The sequence below is a fragment of the Pontivivens marinum genome, from assembly GCF_900231835.1.
Lineage (GTDB): Bacteria > Pseudomonadota > Alphaproteobacteria > Rhodobacterales > Rhodobacteraceae > Pontivivens > Pontivivens marinum.
This window is the reverse complement of sequence record NZ_OCTN01000003.1, coordinates 57991-72446: the sequence shown is the minus strand read 5'-3', so window position 1 is coordinate 72446 and position 14456 is coordinate 57991. Positions and strand designations below refer to the sequence as shown.

The 14456-nt window shown below is 60.8% G+C and carries 13 protein-coding genes and 1 tRNA gene; 7 read left to right on the top strand and 7 right to left on the bottom strand.

All coding sequences use genetic code 11. From position 1 onward, the window contains the following. Positions 1–5 precede the first annotated feature (5 nt). From CR254_RS09365 to CR254_RS09355, 3 genes are all read right to left on the bottom strand, one after another. Entirely contained in the window at positions 6–1631 is a 1626-nt protein-coding gene (locus CR254_RS09365) for a long-chain-fatty-acid--CoA ligase (RefSeq protein WP_097929604.1), read from the bottom strand. Positions 1632–1739: 108 nt separating this feature from the next. Next, positions 1740–2918 carry an acetyl-CoA C-acyltransferase family protein gene (locus tag CR254_RS09360; RefSeq protein ID WP_097929603.1) on the bottom strand — a complete coding sequence of 393 codons (1179 nt, stop codon included), beginning with the start codon at positions 2916–2918 and terminating at the stop codon, positions 1740–1742. 75 nt (positions 2919–2993) lie between these two features. Further along, positions 2994–3719 (bottom strand): dienelactone hydrolase family protein, encoded by a 726-nt coding sequence (locus CR254_RS09355; RefSeq protein WP_180955955.1) that lies wholly within the window; start codon positions 3717–3719, stop codon positions 2994–2996. 152 nt (positions 3720–3871) lie between these two features. Here CR254_RS09355 and CR254_RS09350 point away from each other — a divergent pair, with 152 nt between their 5' ends. Next, positions 3872–6169, top strand: a complete 2298-nt coding sequence (locus CR254_RS09350) for a xanthine dehydrogenase family protein molybdopterin-binding subunit (protein WP_097929601.1) — start codon at positions 3872–3874, stop codon at positions 6167–6169. Positions 6170–6173: 4 nt separating this feature from the next. Here CR254_RS09350 and CR254_RS09345 read toward each other — a convergent pair whose 3' ends face one another. After that, entirely contained in the window at positions 6174–6815 is a 642-nt protein-coding gene (locus tag CR254_RS09345; protein WP_097929600.1) for a histidine phosphotransferase family protein, read from the bottom strand. On the opposite strand from CR254_RS09345, the gene CR254_RS09340 reads away from it, so the two are divergent. The 4 genes from CR254_RS09340 (at position 6814) to CR254_RS09325 (ending at position 10357) form a co-directional block, all read left to right on the top strand. After that, entirely contained in the window at positions 6814–6990 is a 177-nt protein-coding gene (locus tag CR254_RS09340; RefSeq protein WP_097929599.1) for a DUF3553 domain-containing protein, read from the top strand. The genes CR254_RS09345 and CR254_RS09340 overlap by 2 nt on opposite strands. Positions 6991–7142: 152 nt before the next feature. Continuing rightward, complete coding sequence (gene olsB / locus CR254_RS09335) at positions 7143–7931, top strand: L-ornithine N(alpha)-acyltransferase (RefSeq protein ID WP_097929598.1); 789 nt, start codon at positions 7143–7145, stop codon at positions 7929–7931. Further along, the gene (locus tag CR254_RS09330; RefSeq protein WP_097929597.1) at positions 7928–8755 is read left to right on the top strand and encodes a lysophospholipid acyltransferase family protein; all 828 of its coding nucleotides are present in this window, start codon (positions 7928–7930) and stop codon (positions 8753–8755) included. The genes olsB and CR254_RS09330 overlap by 4 nt, the downstream gene beginning before the upstream one ends. A 75-nt stretch (positions 8756–8830) precedes the next feature. After that, positions 8831–10357, top strand: coding sequence for a peptidoglycan-binding domain-containing protein (locus CR254_RS09325; protein ID WP_180955954.1), 1527 nt, complete (start codon positions 8831–8833; stop codon positions 10355–10357). A gap of 124 nt (positions 10358–10481) precedes the next feature. Here the strand turns inward: CR254_RS09325 and ykgO are convergent, their stop codons facing one another. Next, complete coding sequence (gene ykgO / locus CR254_RS09320) at positions 10482–10607, bottom strand: type B 50S ribosomal protein L36 (RefSeq protein ID WP_024810264.1); 126 nt, start codon at positions 10605–10607, stop codon at positions 10482–10484. Between the two features lie 86 nt (positions 10608–10693). Then, positions 10694–10768: transfer RNA gene (locus tag CR254_RS09315), tRNA-Val, on the bottom strand. Positions 10769–11031: 263 nt separating this feature from the next. Here CR254_RS09315 and CR254_RS09310 point away from each other — a divergent pair. Next, positions 11032–12465 carry a Glu/Leu/Phe/Val family dehydrogenase gene (locus CR254_RS09310; protein WP_097929595.1) on the top strand — a complete coding sequence of 478 codons (1434 nt, stop codon included), beginning with the start codon at positions 11032–11034 and terminating at the stop codon, positions 12463–12465. A gap of 19 nt (positions 12466–12484) precedes the next feature. Here CR254_RS09310 and CR254_RS09305 read toward each other — a convergent pair whose 3' ends face one another. Continuing rightward, complete coding sequence (locus tag CR254_RS09305) at positions 12485–13084, bottom strand: hypothetical protein (protein WP_097929594.1); 600 nt, start codon at positions 13082–13084, stop codon at positions 12485–12487. A 142-nt stretch (positions 13085–13226) separates the two neighbouring features. Here CR254_RS09305 and CR254_RS09300 point away from each other — a divergent pair, with 142 nt between their 5' ends. Then, positions 13227–14402: a peptidoglycan glycosyltransferase FtsW gene (locus CR254_RS09300; protein ID WP_097929593.1), complete on the top strand. Its 1176-nt coding sequence runs from the start codon at positions 13227–13229 to the stop codon at positions 14400–14402. The last annotated feature ends 54 nt before the right edge of the window (positions 14403–14456 follow it).

The following is a 14456-nucleotide window of genomic DNA, read 5'->3' as shown; positions in this document are numbered from 1 at the left end:
ATAGATCAGGCAGGTAAAGTGTAGTTCTGCTCGTTCAATTGTGTGCGAAGTGTTAGTTTTGAGATCTTACCCGTCGCCGTATGGGGTAGTTCATCAACAAATAGCACGTCATCGGGCACCTGCCATTTGGCAAAGCGTTGCGCGACGAGGTCCAGAATCGATTGCTTGCTCGGATCAGTGCCTGCGTGACGCACCACGACCAGAATCGGGCGCTCGTCCCATTTGGGGTGGGCAATGCCGATTGCTGCGGCCTCGGCCACGTCGGGATGGGCCACGGCGGCGTTTTCCAGATCGATCGAGCTGATCCATTCGCCGCCCGATTTGATCACGTCCTTGGACCGGTCGGTAATGCGGACATAGCCGTTGGGATCGATGGTGGCGACATCGCCGGTATCGAACCAGCCATCCGGATCGGTCGCGGATGTGCCTGCATGCAGGTATTCGCCAACCACGGCGGGGCCGCGTGTCCACAGCTTACCCTGTGCGACGCCATCCTCGGGCTGCTGGGTGCCGTCATCAGCGGTGATTTTCAGTTCCACCGTGTAGGGCGGGTGGCCGACTGTTTCCTGCACATCAAGGCGCGCGGCGGGGTCTAGGGCGGCGACCTCAGGCTTGAACGTACACACGGTGCCGACGGGGCTAAGCTCCGTCATGCCCCATGCATGCATCACCTGCACGCCGTAAGTGTTCTGGAAGGTTTCGATCACCGAACGGGGGCAGGACGAGCCGCCGATAAAGACGTTCTTTAGCGTCGAGAATTTCAGGTCGGGATTGTCGCGCAGATAGTTCAGCAGGCCCAGCCAGACGGTGGGCACGGCGGCGGTGGTGGTCACGCCGCTTTGCAACATCTCGTAAATCGCGGGGGGGCTCATATCGCGGCCGGGCATCACCATCGCGGCGCCTGCCATGGGGGCGGAATAGCCGATGGACCAGCCATTCGCGTGGAAGAGTGGCACAACCGGCATCACAGTATCCGCCGCGCCAAAGCCGAACATGTCCACGCTTTGCATGCTGAGCGCGTGGATCACGTTCGAGCGGTGGGTATAGACCACGCCCTTTGGATTGCCGGTGGTGCCGGAGGTATAGCAGATGCCGCAGGCGTCCCGCTCATCCCCGACATGCCATGTGGTGTTGCCATCCTCGACCGCCAGCAGATCCTCGTAGCACAGCACATCCAGATCGGTTTCCGGCATATGGGCGCGGTCGGTCATGACGATGATCGCCTCAACCTTGGGGATGCGGTGCCGGATCGCGGCGATCAGGGGCAGCAGGTCGGCATCCACCATCAGGACCGTATCGCCGGCATGATCGATGACATAGCTCATCTGATCGACGGAGAGGCGTGGGTTCAGGGTGTGCAATACGGCACCGGCCCCCGGTACGCCGTACCAGATTTCCAGCAGGCGGGCGGTGTTCCACGCCATAACGCCAACCACCGCGCCCGGCTGCACGCCCAGACGGCGCAGTGCCTGTGTGCAACGCAGAGCCTGCCCACGGGTTTTAGCCCAGTTCGTGGTGGTGATCGGCCCCTCGACCGAGCGGCTGATGATCGGGCGGTCGCCGTGATAGCGCGCGGCGTGGTCCAGAATGGAATTTACCCGCAGCGGCCAATCTTGCATCAGATTGTGCATAGTCGTCTCCTCAAAACCTGTCGATCTGCTGCCGACACCTAGGAAATTATGGCCAGTGGTCACGAACGGCGCAACCAGTACGCCGTTCGATTTGATCGTAACGAAGGGTTACAAACGCTCGATCGCGATTGCGATGCCCTGTCCGCCGCCGATGCACATGGTGATCAGGCCGTAGCGGCCGCCGGTGCGCTCCAGCTCATACAATGCCTTGATCGTGACGATTGCGCCTGTCGCACCAACGGGGTGGCCCAGTGCGATTGCGCCGCCATTTGCGTTGACCTTTGCGGGGTCTAGGCCGAGGCCACGGTTCACGGCGATTGCCTGTGCGGCGAAGGCCTCGTTGGATTCGATCACATTGAAATCGCTGCCCTTGAGGCCGGTTTTAGCCAGCAAGGCCTCAACCGCGGGAACGGGGCCGATGCCCATCACCTCGGGCCGGACACCTGCATGGGCATAACCGACGATGCGTGCACGTGGGGTCAGGCCAGCCGCCTTTGCCGCATCAGCCGAGGCGAGGACCATGGCAGCCGCACCGTCATTGATACCTGACGCATTGCCCGCCGTAACGCGGCCATCCTTGCGGAACACGGCGCGCAATCCGGCGAGGGTTTCGGCGGTGCTTGCCTTGGGGTGTTCATCCGTGTCGAAGGCAACTGTGTTGCGCTTAACCTTCACATCCACCGGAACGATCTGATCGGTGAAATAGCCATTGGCGATGGCGTGGGCGGCGCGTTCCTGTGATTGCAGGGCAAAGGCGTCCATCTGTTCGCGCGTTACGTTATGCTCATCCGCGACGTTTTCCGCCGTAACGCCCATATGACCAGTGCCGAACGGGCAGTTCAGCGCGCCCAGCATCATATCGAGCGAGCGCACATCGCCCATTTTCTGACCCCAGCGGGCATCAGGCAGGATATAGGGCGAGCGGCTCATATTTTCCGCACCGCCAGCAATGGCAAAATCCGCGTCGCCCAGCATCAGCGACTGCGTGGCCGAAACGATGGCCTGCGCGCCGGAACCGCATAGCCGGTTCACGTTCATCGCGGGGGTCGTTTCAGGAATGCCCGCCTGCATCGCGGCAACGCGGCTAAGGTACATGTCGCGCGGTTCGGTGTTGATGACGTGGCCAAAGACGACATGGCCGATGCGGTCGCCCTCAATACCGGAGCGTTCCAGTGCTGCCTTGGTCACGGTGGTGGCCAGCTCGATCGGCGGGGTGGCAGCCAGTGCGCCGCCGAAGGTACCGATCGCGGTGCGCGCACCGCCGAGGATCACGATTTCACGGGTCATGGACGTTTCCTTATGTTGTCGTTGCGCGCACGATGCCAGCGCAGCCCGCAACGTCAAGCCCGACACCGCGTCCGTTCAGGGCGCCGGGCGTAAGCGTTCGTTGAAGTAGCCCAGCACCTGATCCATCGCCGCGCGGGTCGGGTGGCCGGTCCTGTCGCGAAAATGTGCTGTCAAAACAGCGTGGCCCTTGCCCGGTAGGGTCACCAGCTGCACCCGCTGTGCATCGTCATTAAAGGCGCGGGTGATTGCATCAAATTTTGCGGATTTGCACAGCGGGTCGCCATCAAAGCGAAAGGCCAGCATCGGTCCCTTTGCGTCCAGCGCGGCGCGGCTGCGGGTGATATCCGCGGGGGACATGTGCAAATGTTCCTGCCCGATGATCGGCAGTGATGGCTGGCTGGCCACGGCGGCGACCACGCCGTCCTCGGCTATCAGGGACAGCGCGAAATTGCCCGTCAGGCACATTCCAATCACCCCCACCGGTGCGCCGCTATCCTGCGCGACATGGCGGCACAGTGAGCCAAGCCATTCGACAACGGGGCTTGTCTGCCCCTTGGCAAAGACCTGAAATTCGCGGTGCAGGCACAGCACGCGCAGCGTATTGCCCACGACTGATGATTTGCCCAGCGGTCCAAACAGGTGCGGCGCATGTACCGTAAACCCCGCCGCGTCCAGCCGTTCGCCCAGATCCAGCGCCTGCTGCGTCAGGCCGGGTAGCTCCTGTATCATCACCACCGCAGGGCCGGTGCCGCGTGTATAGACGGTGCGCGTCAGGCTGTTGCCATTAGCGGTTGCGGTCATCTGATAGCTTGTCCAACCGTGTGGCATTGCGGGCCTTTCAAAATCCGGGAGTTCCACCAAACGGGATTCCGGCGCATCGCGTCAATGCCGGCATGGACAGTGCGGGGCGGAATGCTAGTCTCTCGATTGAAACCTCTGGAAGGGGCAAGCCCATGACGAAATCCATGACAAAATTCGGCATCAGCCAATCCGTACGACGCAAGGAGGACAGCCGCTTTCTGACCGGTCAGGGACGGTATGTTGATGATATCGCCACACCCGGCGCGGCCTTTGCCGTGTTTGTGCGCGCACCCGTTGCCCACGCGGAAATCGCATCGCTGGACGTGGCGGAGGCCAAGGCGGCAGAGGGCGTGATCGCCGTCTATACCGCCGCCGATCTGGACGGAAAGCTAAAGAACGCCATGACCTTTTCCGTCGTGGACAATCGTGACGGGACCAAGGGGGCGGCCCCTGTGCGCCCGATGCTGGCCGCAACGCGCGTGTGCCATGCGGGTGAGGCGATTGCCGTCGTCATCGCCAAAACACGCCAGCAGGGCATGGATGCGGCGGAACTGGTCGAGGTTGATTACAAAGATCTGCCCGTGCATGTCGAAACGGCTGTCGGCGGTGAAGCGATCCACCCCGAGGCTCCGAATAACCGCGCCTATGATTGGTCCCACGGGGATGAGGCCGCGACGCAGGCTGCCTTTGCCGTTGCTGCGCGCACCGTATCTCTGGACCTGATCGACAACCGTGTCATCGCCAACCCCATGGAGCCGCGCGGCGCCTTGGCCGAGATGGTCGATGGTCGCCTGCATGTTGCCGTGAACGGGCAGGGCGTGTGGGGGCTGCGCGACAACCTCGCGCGGAAACTGGGCATGGACAAGGCGGATATCCGCGTCACCAACCCCGATGTGGGGGGTGGCTTTGGTATGAAAAGCTTCGATTACCCCGAATATTTCGTGCTTGGCTTTGCCGCACGTGAAACCGGTCTGGCGCTGCGCTGGGTGGCGGATCGGGGTGAGGGGCATATGACCGATGCGTCGGGGCGTGATCTGGTCACCACGGCTGAGGCTGCGTTTGATGCCGATCACAAATTGCAGGCGTTGCGATTCCATACGGTCAGCAATCTGGGGGCCTATAACTCGCCCTATGGTCAGTTCATCCAGTCCGAGCTGGCGCTAAAGGTCATGCCCGGTTGCTATGATGTGCAGACGACCTTTTTCCATGTGGAGGGGGTCTATACCAACACCACGCCGGTCGATGCCTATCGCGGTGCCGGTCGCCCCGAGGCGATTTATGCGATTGAGCGGTTGATGGACCAATCCGCGCGTGAGCTGGGCGTTGACCCGGTGGAACTGCGCCGGATCAACTTCATTCCGCGTGAAAGCTTCCCCTATGTTTCCGCCAGTGGCGAAACCTATGATGTGGGTGATTTCAACCGCGTACTGGATCGCGCCGTGGTTGAGGCAGATCTGGCCGGATTCGATGCCCGCCGTGCTGAAAGTGAGGCGCAGGGTAAGTATCGCGGGCTTGGCCTAGCCTATTACATCGAGTCGATCTTGGGCTCGCAGGATGAAACGACCAAGATCGAGTTCACCGATGCTGGCGATGTGAACCTGTATGTCGGCACGCAGTCGAACGGGCAGGGGCATGAAACCGTCTTTGCCCAGATTCTGCATGAGCGCGCTGGCATTCCGTTCGACAAGATCACCTTCGTTCAGGGCGATAGCGACCGTATTGCCAAGGGGGGCGGCACCGGTGGGTCGCGTTCGGTCACGATGCAGGGCAACTCGATCAACGCGGCTGCGGATGAGATGATCCGGCGGTTCCGCCCCTTGGCCGAGGAGGAGCTGGAGGTTTCGGCGGCTGACCTGGAATTCGAGGGCGGCGCCTTTCACATTATCGGCACGGATCGTTCCGTTGGTTTGATGGAGCTGAGCGAGGTTGCGCGCAAGGCGGGCAAGGTGGACCTGTTGGCGACGGAACTGGAAAACACCGTCGGCGCGCGGTCATACCCCAACGGCGCGCATTTCTGCGAGGTTGAGGTGGATCGCGACACCGGCAAAACCGAGGTCGTCAAATACACCGTCGTCGATGATTTCGGCGTGCTGATGAACCCCATGCTGGCCGAGGGGCAGGTCCATGGCGGCGTCGCGCAGGGCATCGGGCAGGCGATCACGGAGCAGGTGGTCTATGATGAGGACGGGCAATTGTTGTCCGGCAGCTTCATGGATTACGCGATGCCCCGTGCCTACGATATTCCGTGGATGGATTTCCATACGGAGCTGGTGCCCTCCACCGCGAACGAGATCGGGATGAAGGGCTGCGGCGAGGCAGGCACGGTTGGTGCCTTGGCCGCTGTGACCAATGCGGCGCTGGATGCTGTCTGGGCGTCTGGCGTGCGTCATGTGGACATGCCGCTGACGCCGGTTCGGATGTGGGGCTGGATGGACGCCGCGCAGGCGTAACGCCCTAAACGAGCAGGACTTTACCCTCGGCCTGATCGCTGAGGGTGAAGGTCCGCCCCAATTGCGTGGCCAGCAGGCGCGCCATTGGGAACTGGACCTTACCGGCGTCAACATCGCCGAAATTGCCGGTTTCTGTCAGGCCGTCCCACAATTCCTGCTGCCAGCGCAGGCGCTCCGTCGCCATGGTGATGCGCAATCCGCCCTGTGTTGCCTGAAACCGCAACTGCCCGCCAAATGGCATCGCACTTTCGGCGCAGAGCAGTGCCAGCGCGGCCAGCTTTGCCGTGGGGCGGGGCAGGTCCTGTGCCGCATCGGGCCATGCGAAGCTGAGGCGCGGGCGGCTAAAGCTATGCTCTAACACCTCACGTAATTCGGTTCCGCGACAGGTCGCTGCGGCAGGGGCAATGCCAAAGGCGATGCGGAACATGCGCAATTTCATGCCTGCGGCCCGTGCGCTTTCGCCAATCAGGCCCATCTCGGTCGAATAGGTGTTTCCCGAAATTACGGTCATCAGCTCAATCCCGTTATCGATAGCGCCTATGGGGCTGACAAGGTCATGGCAAATGCGCGATGTTACCAAACCAATCAGGTCGTCATCCACAACCGGTGCGGCAGTTTGATCGTGATGCAGGGGCGTATTAGTCATGAATGAATTCCTTGAGCCCGGTGACCTTGTCCGTCATCCAGATGAGCCAGACTGGGGCGTCGGGCAGGTGCAGTCTGTGATTGGCAACCGAATTACCGTGAATTTTCAACATCGTGGTAAGGTGTTGATCGATGGGACACGAATTATCCTACGCAAAACCTATGAGGCGACGTGATTTGCTGTGCATTGGACCAGTATGCTTAACAAAACGTGCATAAAAGGTTAATGGGCCCCCCGCTTGGGGTATCACGTTGAAGTCATCGCCATGTCCGACTACGTTGCGCCGCGCCTGCCGGAGCATCTGCCGGCCCCGTCACGGATTATGAAATGAAGGTCGAAGCCCAGCGATTCGAAGTGCGGCTTGCCCGCGATGAAGGCGAAATTCGTGCTGCTCAACGTCTGCGATACACTGTCTTTGTTGAGGAGATGGGTGCGTCTGCCTCGGCTGAGGAACATGAATTGCGGCTGGAGCGTGATCGCTTCGATCCCTATTTCGACCATTTGCTGTTGATCGACCGGCAACGCGATGCGTCCGATGGCGCGAATGTTGTCGGCGTGTATCGCCTGATGCGGGGCAGCGTTGCGGCGCGTGAACAGGGATTTTACGGGCAAAGCGAATATGACCTGTCGCGCCTGATCGATATGGATCGTGAGGCAGTGGAGCTAGGCCGGTCCTGCGTGCATCCCGATTATCGCGGCGGTGCGGGCATGCACCTGTTGTGGTCGGGGCTGGGCGAATATGTGATCAGCCGCGGGATCGAAATCCTGTTCGGCGTCGCCAGCTTTCCGGGTACTGATTTGCAGGCCTTGGCCCAGCCGTTATCGCATCTGCATCACAACCATCTGGCTCCCGATGATTTGCGGGTGCGCACGGTTGAGGGGCATTATGTGTCCATGGACCGCCTGCCAGCGGATCAGATTGATGCCCGTCAGGCGATGCGCTTGATGCCGCCCCTGATCAAGGCCTATCTGCGCTTGGGCGGCGTCGTGGGGGACGGTGCGTTTATCGATCATGATTTCAACACGATCGATGTGTGCCTGCTGATGGACACGACGCGCATGACGACCCGTTACAAGGACATGTACTCTCGCGGTGCGTTGCGAGGCTCTGCGTGATTGCGTGGGATGATGCGCCGCCACCGGCCAAGCTGAAGGTCGGCCCGTTACGTGCAATCGCCGCGATCATTCGCGGAGTTCTGGTGCTGTTCTGGACGGTTCTGACCGTCGCGATCTATCTGATTTTGAAATTGGTTGAGCCTGCATTGGGTGGTGCAAAGCCTCGATATGCGGCTCTGCGCCTGTGGTCGCGGATCATGCTGCGCCTGATCGGTTTGCGGCGGATTGTGCATGGGGAATTACCGCCGGATGGCACAGCGCTGGTCGCCAATCATTCCACATGGGCAGATATTATCGTGTTCAGCTCAATCGGGCAGGTGGCATTCGTTGCCAAATCCGAGGTCGCCAAATGGCCGCTGATCGGGTGGGGCGCGCAAATGATGGACACCATGTTTGTGGAGCGTCGGTCCAGCGCCGCAGAACGCCAGCGGATTGAAATGGTTGAGCGCTTGGAGCGCGGCCAGCAATTGCTGTTCTTTCCTGAGGGGACCAGCACCGATGGCATGCGGGTGTTGCCGTTCAAATCGGCGCTGTTTTCAGCCTTTACCAATATGCCGGACACGCTGATTCAACCGGTTGCCGCGACCTATGTTCCGGCACCGCATTTGCCCCGCGCGTTCTATGGCTGGTGGGGGGATATGAGTCTGGGCGAGAATATCTGGGCACTGCTGACGCATTCCTATGGGGGCGCGGTTCACATCAGCTTTGCCCCGCCGGTCAGGGCGCAGGATTTCGCGGGGCGCAAGGCGCTGGCCCTGCATTGCGGCGAACAGGTTCGCGCCGATTGGGCGCGCCATTCCACCGATTCGAACGCGGCGGACTAACAAACTGATTTGAAACCGCTATGTCCTGCGATGCGTTCTATTCATAAGATAGACGATATCGTGGAGGATATACGCATGAAGTTAACTCTGAAAACGCTGCTGGCCAGCGCGACGCTGTTGGCTGTTGCCTCGCCCTCACTGGCGCAGAATGTTGCGCTCGTCATAGGAAATTCGGATTACGCGAATGCCGGGGATTTGAGCGGGCGCGACCATGACCGGTTGGTGGATGCCTATGCTGAGGCAGGCTTTGACGTGACGCAGGGCGAAAACCTGACGCGCACGCAGCTATTTACACTGCTGGGTGATTTTATTGATGAGGTTGAGGGCGCGGAACGGGTCGTGGTTCATCTGAGCGGCCACACTGTTACCACCTCGAACGAAAACTGGTTCATGCCGGTTGATACAAATGGCGACTCGGTTGTGCGGATTGGCCTGACGGCCCCGACCCTGGATCTGTTCCTTTCGATGGTGGACGACGCGCAGGAGCTGGGTGTGCTGTTTGTCGGTACGGATGAGAGCGGCGGTTTTACCGGTGAGGGATATGAGACAGGCGTTGGCCGTCTATATGCACCGCGTGATACGATGGCGGTGGTCGGGCCGATTGCTGCGATCTCAACCCTTGTACGGAATGAGGCGTTACAGCCGGGCATGGCCCTGCGTGAGGTGGGCAGTGATCTGCCCGATGGTGTGCGCCGGTTCGGCGTAACCCCGCGTGATGCGGTCTTGGTTGAGGAGCAGGTCGCCCCCGCGCCGCTGCCCGTCGCAACGCCAGCTCCGCAGCCGGAGGTGAATCCGGCAGAGCAGCGTGAGCAGGCATTGAACCTGTCGCGGGATGACCGCAGGCAGATCCAGACGAATCTGGTGGCGCTGGGATATGATACGCGCGGCGTGGACGGCCTGTTCGGTCGTGGATCGCGCAGTGCAATCGCGGGATGGCAGAGCGCGCAGGAATTCAGCGCCTCCGGTTTTCTGACGGCGGGTCAGGTTGGCCTTTTGGCAGCGCAGGCGGATAACCAGCGCACCGCAAATGAGGCGGAGCGTGAGCGTGTACAGGCCGAGGCGGAGCGCGAGGATCGTGCCTTTTGGGAGGCTACAGGCGCCAATGGGCGTGAGCGTGGTTTGCGCCGCTATCTGGAGGCCTATCCTTCCGGTGTCTTTGCTGAGCGTGCGCGGCGTGAACTGCGACAGGTTGCAGGTCCTGACACCCAACCGCAGGCCGCTGCCGCATGGCAGGGTGCGCAGGAATTGAACACGATTGCGGGTTATCAGGACTTTATCGACACCTTCCCGCAAAGTGAGTTCGTCGCGCAGGCCCGCACCCGTATGGAGCAATTGCGCGCAGAGCAGCGCCCGCAGCCGCCAGTTGCGGAAATTCCGGGGCAGGCAGCAGAGCAGGCGTTGAACCTGAACCCGATCAATCGGGCGCTGGTGCAGATTCGCCTACAGGGCCTTGGCTATCAGGTGGGCAATATCTCGGGCAGCTTTGACGCGCAGACCCGTCAGGGCCTGACAGCGTTTCAGCGTGACTACGGGCTGACTGCGACGGGATATGTGGATCAGGCCACCGTGCGCCAATTGGTGACACTGGCTGGGAATAACTGACCTGAAATTAGAATCATCTGTCCCCGCTGCGATGCGGGGCGGATGGGGCTGGATGATTGTACATACGTTAAGGGCCGCTCCCAAAAGGAGCGGCCCTATAACATACTGCCAACCAGAGGTTGAATCAGCCCTGGCGTGCCTTGAAACGCGGCTGGGTCTTGTTGATAACATAGACCCGACCCTTGCGGCGCACGACGCGGCAATCGCGGTGGCGCTGCTTCAGGGAGCGAAGCGAGTTCTTGACCTTCATGGCTCTCTCCAATTTCAGCGGCGCGAGCGGACCCGACGCCTTGGTTGCAGTTGCCACCTACCGCGTATCGGCAAGGGCGGAATGGATGGTGGGCGTAACAGGGATTGAACCTGTGACCCCTTCGATGTCAACGAAGTGCTCTCCCGCTGAGCTATACGCCCATCCGTCCGTCAGGGCAGTTAACCCCGCCGGAATTGACGCGGTAATTGCCACGAGTCGCTGGGGTCGTCAACCGCACTTTGCATTCTAGCGCGATGTTTGTTGGTCTGCGCGGAATGTTTGTGCATTCGGTGCCGCGCGCGCCCAACCCGATAGGTCGCGTGAGTGTGATACCTAATATCAAATCCCGTTGCTGGTTTTGACGGCAAAGGTCGTTAGGGTGACCAGACTTAGGGGAAGTCAAAAGGTTTGGAGGAACAAACCGATGAACAACACCGCGCTAGAGCCTAGCTTTCGTCAATCCGTAGATATCATGTTCAATCGCGCCGTTGCGCTGATGGAGCTGCCGCCGGGCATGGTGGAGAAAATCCGGGTCTGTAATGCAACCTATACCGTCCGGTTCGGTGTGCGTCTGCGGGGGGGGATCCAGACCTTCACCGGATATCGCGCCGTGCATTCCGAGCATATGGAGCCCGTTAAGGGTGGTATCCGCTATGCCGGTAATGTGAATCAGGACGAGGTTGAGGCGCTGGCCGCGCTGATGACCTATAAATGCGCGCTGGTGCAAACCCCGTTTGGTGGGTCCAAGGGCGGTCTGGCGATCGATCCGCGTGACTATAACGAGGAGGAGCTGGAGCGAATCACGCGCCGCTTTGCCTATGAGTTGATCAAGCGCGACCTGATCCACCCTTCGCAAAACGTACCGGCCCCTGATATGGGCACGGGCGCACGCGAAATGGCGTGGATTGCCGATCAGTATCGCCGCATGAACACCACCGACATCAACGCACGGGCCTGTGTCACGGGTAAGCCGCTGAACGCCGGCGGTATTGCCGGTCGGGTCGAGGCGACCGGTCGGGGCGTGCAATACGCGCTGCGCGAATTTTTCCGCTACAAGGAGGATGTCGCCAAGGCTGGTCTGTCGGGCAAGCTGGAGGGCAAGCGCGTCGTTGTGCAAGGTCTGGGCAATGTGGGCTATCACGCAGCAAAGTTCCTTGCGGAGGAAGATGGCTGCCGCGTCACGTGCATCATTGAGCGTGACGGCGCGATCTCGTCTGAAACGGGTCTGGATGTTGAGGCTGTTCGCCAGCACATCGTCAGCACCGGAGGCGTCAAGGATTTCCCCGGTGCCGATTACAACGCTGATGGCGCAAAGGGGCTGGAGGTCGAGTGCGACATCCTGATCCCCGCGGCGCTGGAGGGGGTTATCAACCTGACCAACGCGGAAAGCGTAAAGGCCCCGCTGATTATCGAGGCTGCAAACGGGCCGATCACGGCTGGCGCGGATGAGATTTTGCGCAAGCGTGGCGCGGTGATCATCCCCGACATGTATGCCAACGCCGGCGGTGTGACGGTTTCCTATTTCGAGTGGGTCAAAAACCTCAGCCATATCCGCTTTGGCCGGATGGAACGTCGTCAGGAGGAAGCCCGTCACCAGTTGCTGGTCGAGGAGCTGGAGAAGGTTCAAACGCAGGGCGGTAACAACCTCGTCCTGTCCGAGAACTTCAAGAAGCAGTACCTGCACGGCGCGGGTGAGCTGGAGCTGGTGCGGTCCGGTCTGGATGACACGATGCGTGAGGCATATCAGTCGATGCAGGCCGTCTGGCATGAGCGTGGAGATGTGAACGACCTGCGCACGGCCGCCTATCTGGTCAGCATTCAGCGCGTCGCGGCCAGCTATTCCTCGATGGGGCTGTAATATCTAACGGGCCGCGCATTCAGGTGCGTGGCCCGATTCCGTTGCGATCAACCTGTGGGGCATATCCGGCCTGTAGCGCGTCGCGGATGCTGGCGGGGGTTAGGGCCGTGACCGGATGATCGGGCAGGGCTTTGTTTTGGCGATAGCCTGACGGCGTCCATTCATGCGCACGACCGTCTATCACCAGCCACGCCGCGTTATCCTTTGAGAAAAAACACCCGTCGGGTAGGCTGTGGGCCTGTAGCGTGTCGAGCGGTCCGCACCGTTCGCGGTGCAGAATCGCGTCCATATCGTCAGCACGCGCGATGCCTGTTCCGGAAAATGCGGTGGCAAAGACGATGGCATCGGTGCGGCGGCATTCAAAACAGGGGCGGTGGCCTGCGGCGAGGGCTGTAACCTCATCCAGAAAGAACAGCTCGGTATAGCCTGCGCCCATGACCTGCCTTTGGCGGTCCTTGAAGTGTAGTGCGCAGGTGATCCATCGGCGTGAGGCCCAGCGGCGGCGTGGCAATAATTGCCCGTCTGCGTGGATTTTGCCGCCCCGATTGCCCATCCATGCACCCCGCGCGGGATCGGCGATGATCTGTCCGGTCGGCGTCACACGGTTCTGTCGTGGCATGGGTGTCCTTACGATGGGTCGTTCTGCACTACAGGCATCTGGTCCGGCAGGCATTTTCAGGGTAGGGTGCCGATGAACGTACCGAAAGCCAATATAAGGCCGGACGTGATGAGCAGCGTATACGGCAGTGTGAGGCCAGCCGATGACCGATATGGTATTCGGAGCGCAAGAAGCGCCCGAGGAAGAACCGATTCTGCCCCAGTGGTGGCGGACCGTGGACAGGTGGACCCTGTCCGCTGTGGCGATCCTGTTTCTGATCGGGCTGCTGCTGGGCTTTGCCGCGTCGCCGCCCTTGGCCGAGCGGAACGACCTCGCTCCGTTTCATTATGTCATCAGGCAGGCGTTTTTTGGCGTTCTGGGCATGATGGCCATGGTGATCACATCCATGATGAGCCCCCGTTCGCTGCGCCGTTGGTCCACGCTGGGCTTTGCCGGCGCATTCATCGCGATCCTGCTGCTGCCGGTGCTGGGTACCGATTTCGGCAAGGGTGCTGTGCGCTGGTATTCGCTGGGATTTGCGAGTGTTCAGCCCTCGGAATTTCTGAAACCTGTATTCGTGGTGTTTTCGGCATGGCTGATGTCCGGCGCGATGGTGCGGGGGGGACCTCCGGGGAAAACGCTGTCCTGTGCGGTGGCCGTTATCGTGGTGGGCTGCCTCGCCTTGCAGCCGGATTTCGGGCAAGCCAGCCTGATCGTGGCGGCATGGGGCCTGATGTATTTCGTGGCCGGTGCGCCGATGCTGCTGATGATCGGCTTGGCAGGGGCGGTGGTTGCTGCGGGAACCTATGCCTATGAGAATTCCGAGCACTTCGCTCGCCGCATTGACGGCTACTTGAACCCGACAATCGATCCGACGACGCAGATCGGATACGCCACCGCTGCAATCCGTGAGGGCGGCATTCTGGGCGTTGGCATTGGTGAGGGGCAGGTAAAGGAGCGTCTGCCCGATGCCCATACCGATTTCATCATTGCCGTCGCGGCCGAGGAATATGGCCTGCTGCTGGTCTGGATCATCATCGGGCTGTTCCTGTTCGTGACCCTGCGCGCCCTGTTCCGGTTAAGCCGCGAGCGTGATCCGTTTATCCGCTTGGCCGGGACCGGATTGGCGGCTTTGTTCGGCATGCAGGCGATTATCAATATGGGCGTGGCGGTCAGATTGCTGCCGGCCAAGGGGATGACCCTGCCATTTGTCAGTTACGGTGGATCGTCGGTCGTGGCGGCCGGCATCACGCTGGGCATGTTACTGGCGTTAACGCGCAGGCGTCCACAGGAGGATCTGGGTGATCTGGTCGGGCTGTCGCGTGATCGGAACGTCTAGCTCCAAGGTTGTGCCGCCTCCGGCGGGGATATTTGAAGAATGCGATGGGGAGGG

Bases quoted from the DNA above. Each gene is read 5' to 3' on its own strand.
- CR254_RS09365 (WP_097929604.1), bottom strand. From the start codon at position 1,631: ATGCACAATCTGATGCAAGATTGGCCGCTGCGGGTAAATTCCATTCTG.
- CR254_RS09360 (WP_097929603.1), bottom strand. From the start codon at position 2,918: ATGACCCGTGAAATCGTGATCCTCGGCGGTGCGCGCACCGCGATCGGT.
- CR254_RS09355 (WP_180955955.1), bottom strand. From the start codon at position 3,719: ATGACCGCAACCGCTAATGGCAACAGCCTGACGCGCACCGTCTATACA.
- CR254_RS09350 (WP_097929601.1), top strand. From the start codon at position 3,872: ATGACGAAATCCATGACAAAATTCGGCATCAGCCAATCCGTACGACGC.
- CR254_RS09340 (WP_097929599.1), top strand. From the start codon at position 6,814: ATGAATGAATTCCTTGAGCCCGGTGACCTTGTCCGTCATCCAGATGAG.
- CR254_RS09345 (WP_097929600.1), bottom strand. From the start codon at position 6,815: ATGACTAATACGCCCCTGCATCACGATCAAACTGCCGCACCGGTTGTG.
- olsB (WP_097929598.1), top strand. From the start codon at position 7,143: ATGAAGGTCGAAGCCCAGCGATTCGAAGTGCGGCTTGCCCGCGATGAA.
- CR254_RS09325 (WP_180955954.1), top strand. From the start codon at position 8,831: ATGAAGTTAACTCTGAAAACGCTGCTGGCCAGCGCGACGCTGTTGGCT.
- ykgO (WP_024810264.1), bottom strand. From the start codon at position 10,607: ATGAAGGTCAAGAACTCGCTTCGCTCCCTGAAGCAGCGCCACCGCGAT.
- CR254_RS09310 (WP_097929595.1), top strand. From the start codon at position 11,032: ATGAACAACACCGCGCTAGAGCCTAGCTTTCGTCAATCCGTAGATATC.
- CR254_RS09305 (WP_097929594.1), bottom strand. From the start codon at position 13,084: ATGCCACGACAGAACCGTGTGACGCCGACCGGACAGATCATCGCCGAT.
- CR254_RS09300 (WP_097929593.1), top strand. From the start codon at position 13,227: ATGACCGATATGGTATTCGGAGCGCAAGAAGCGCCCGAGGAAGAACCG.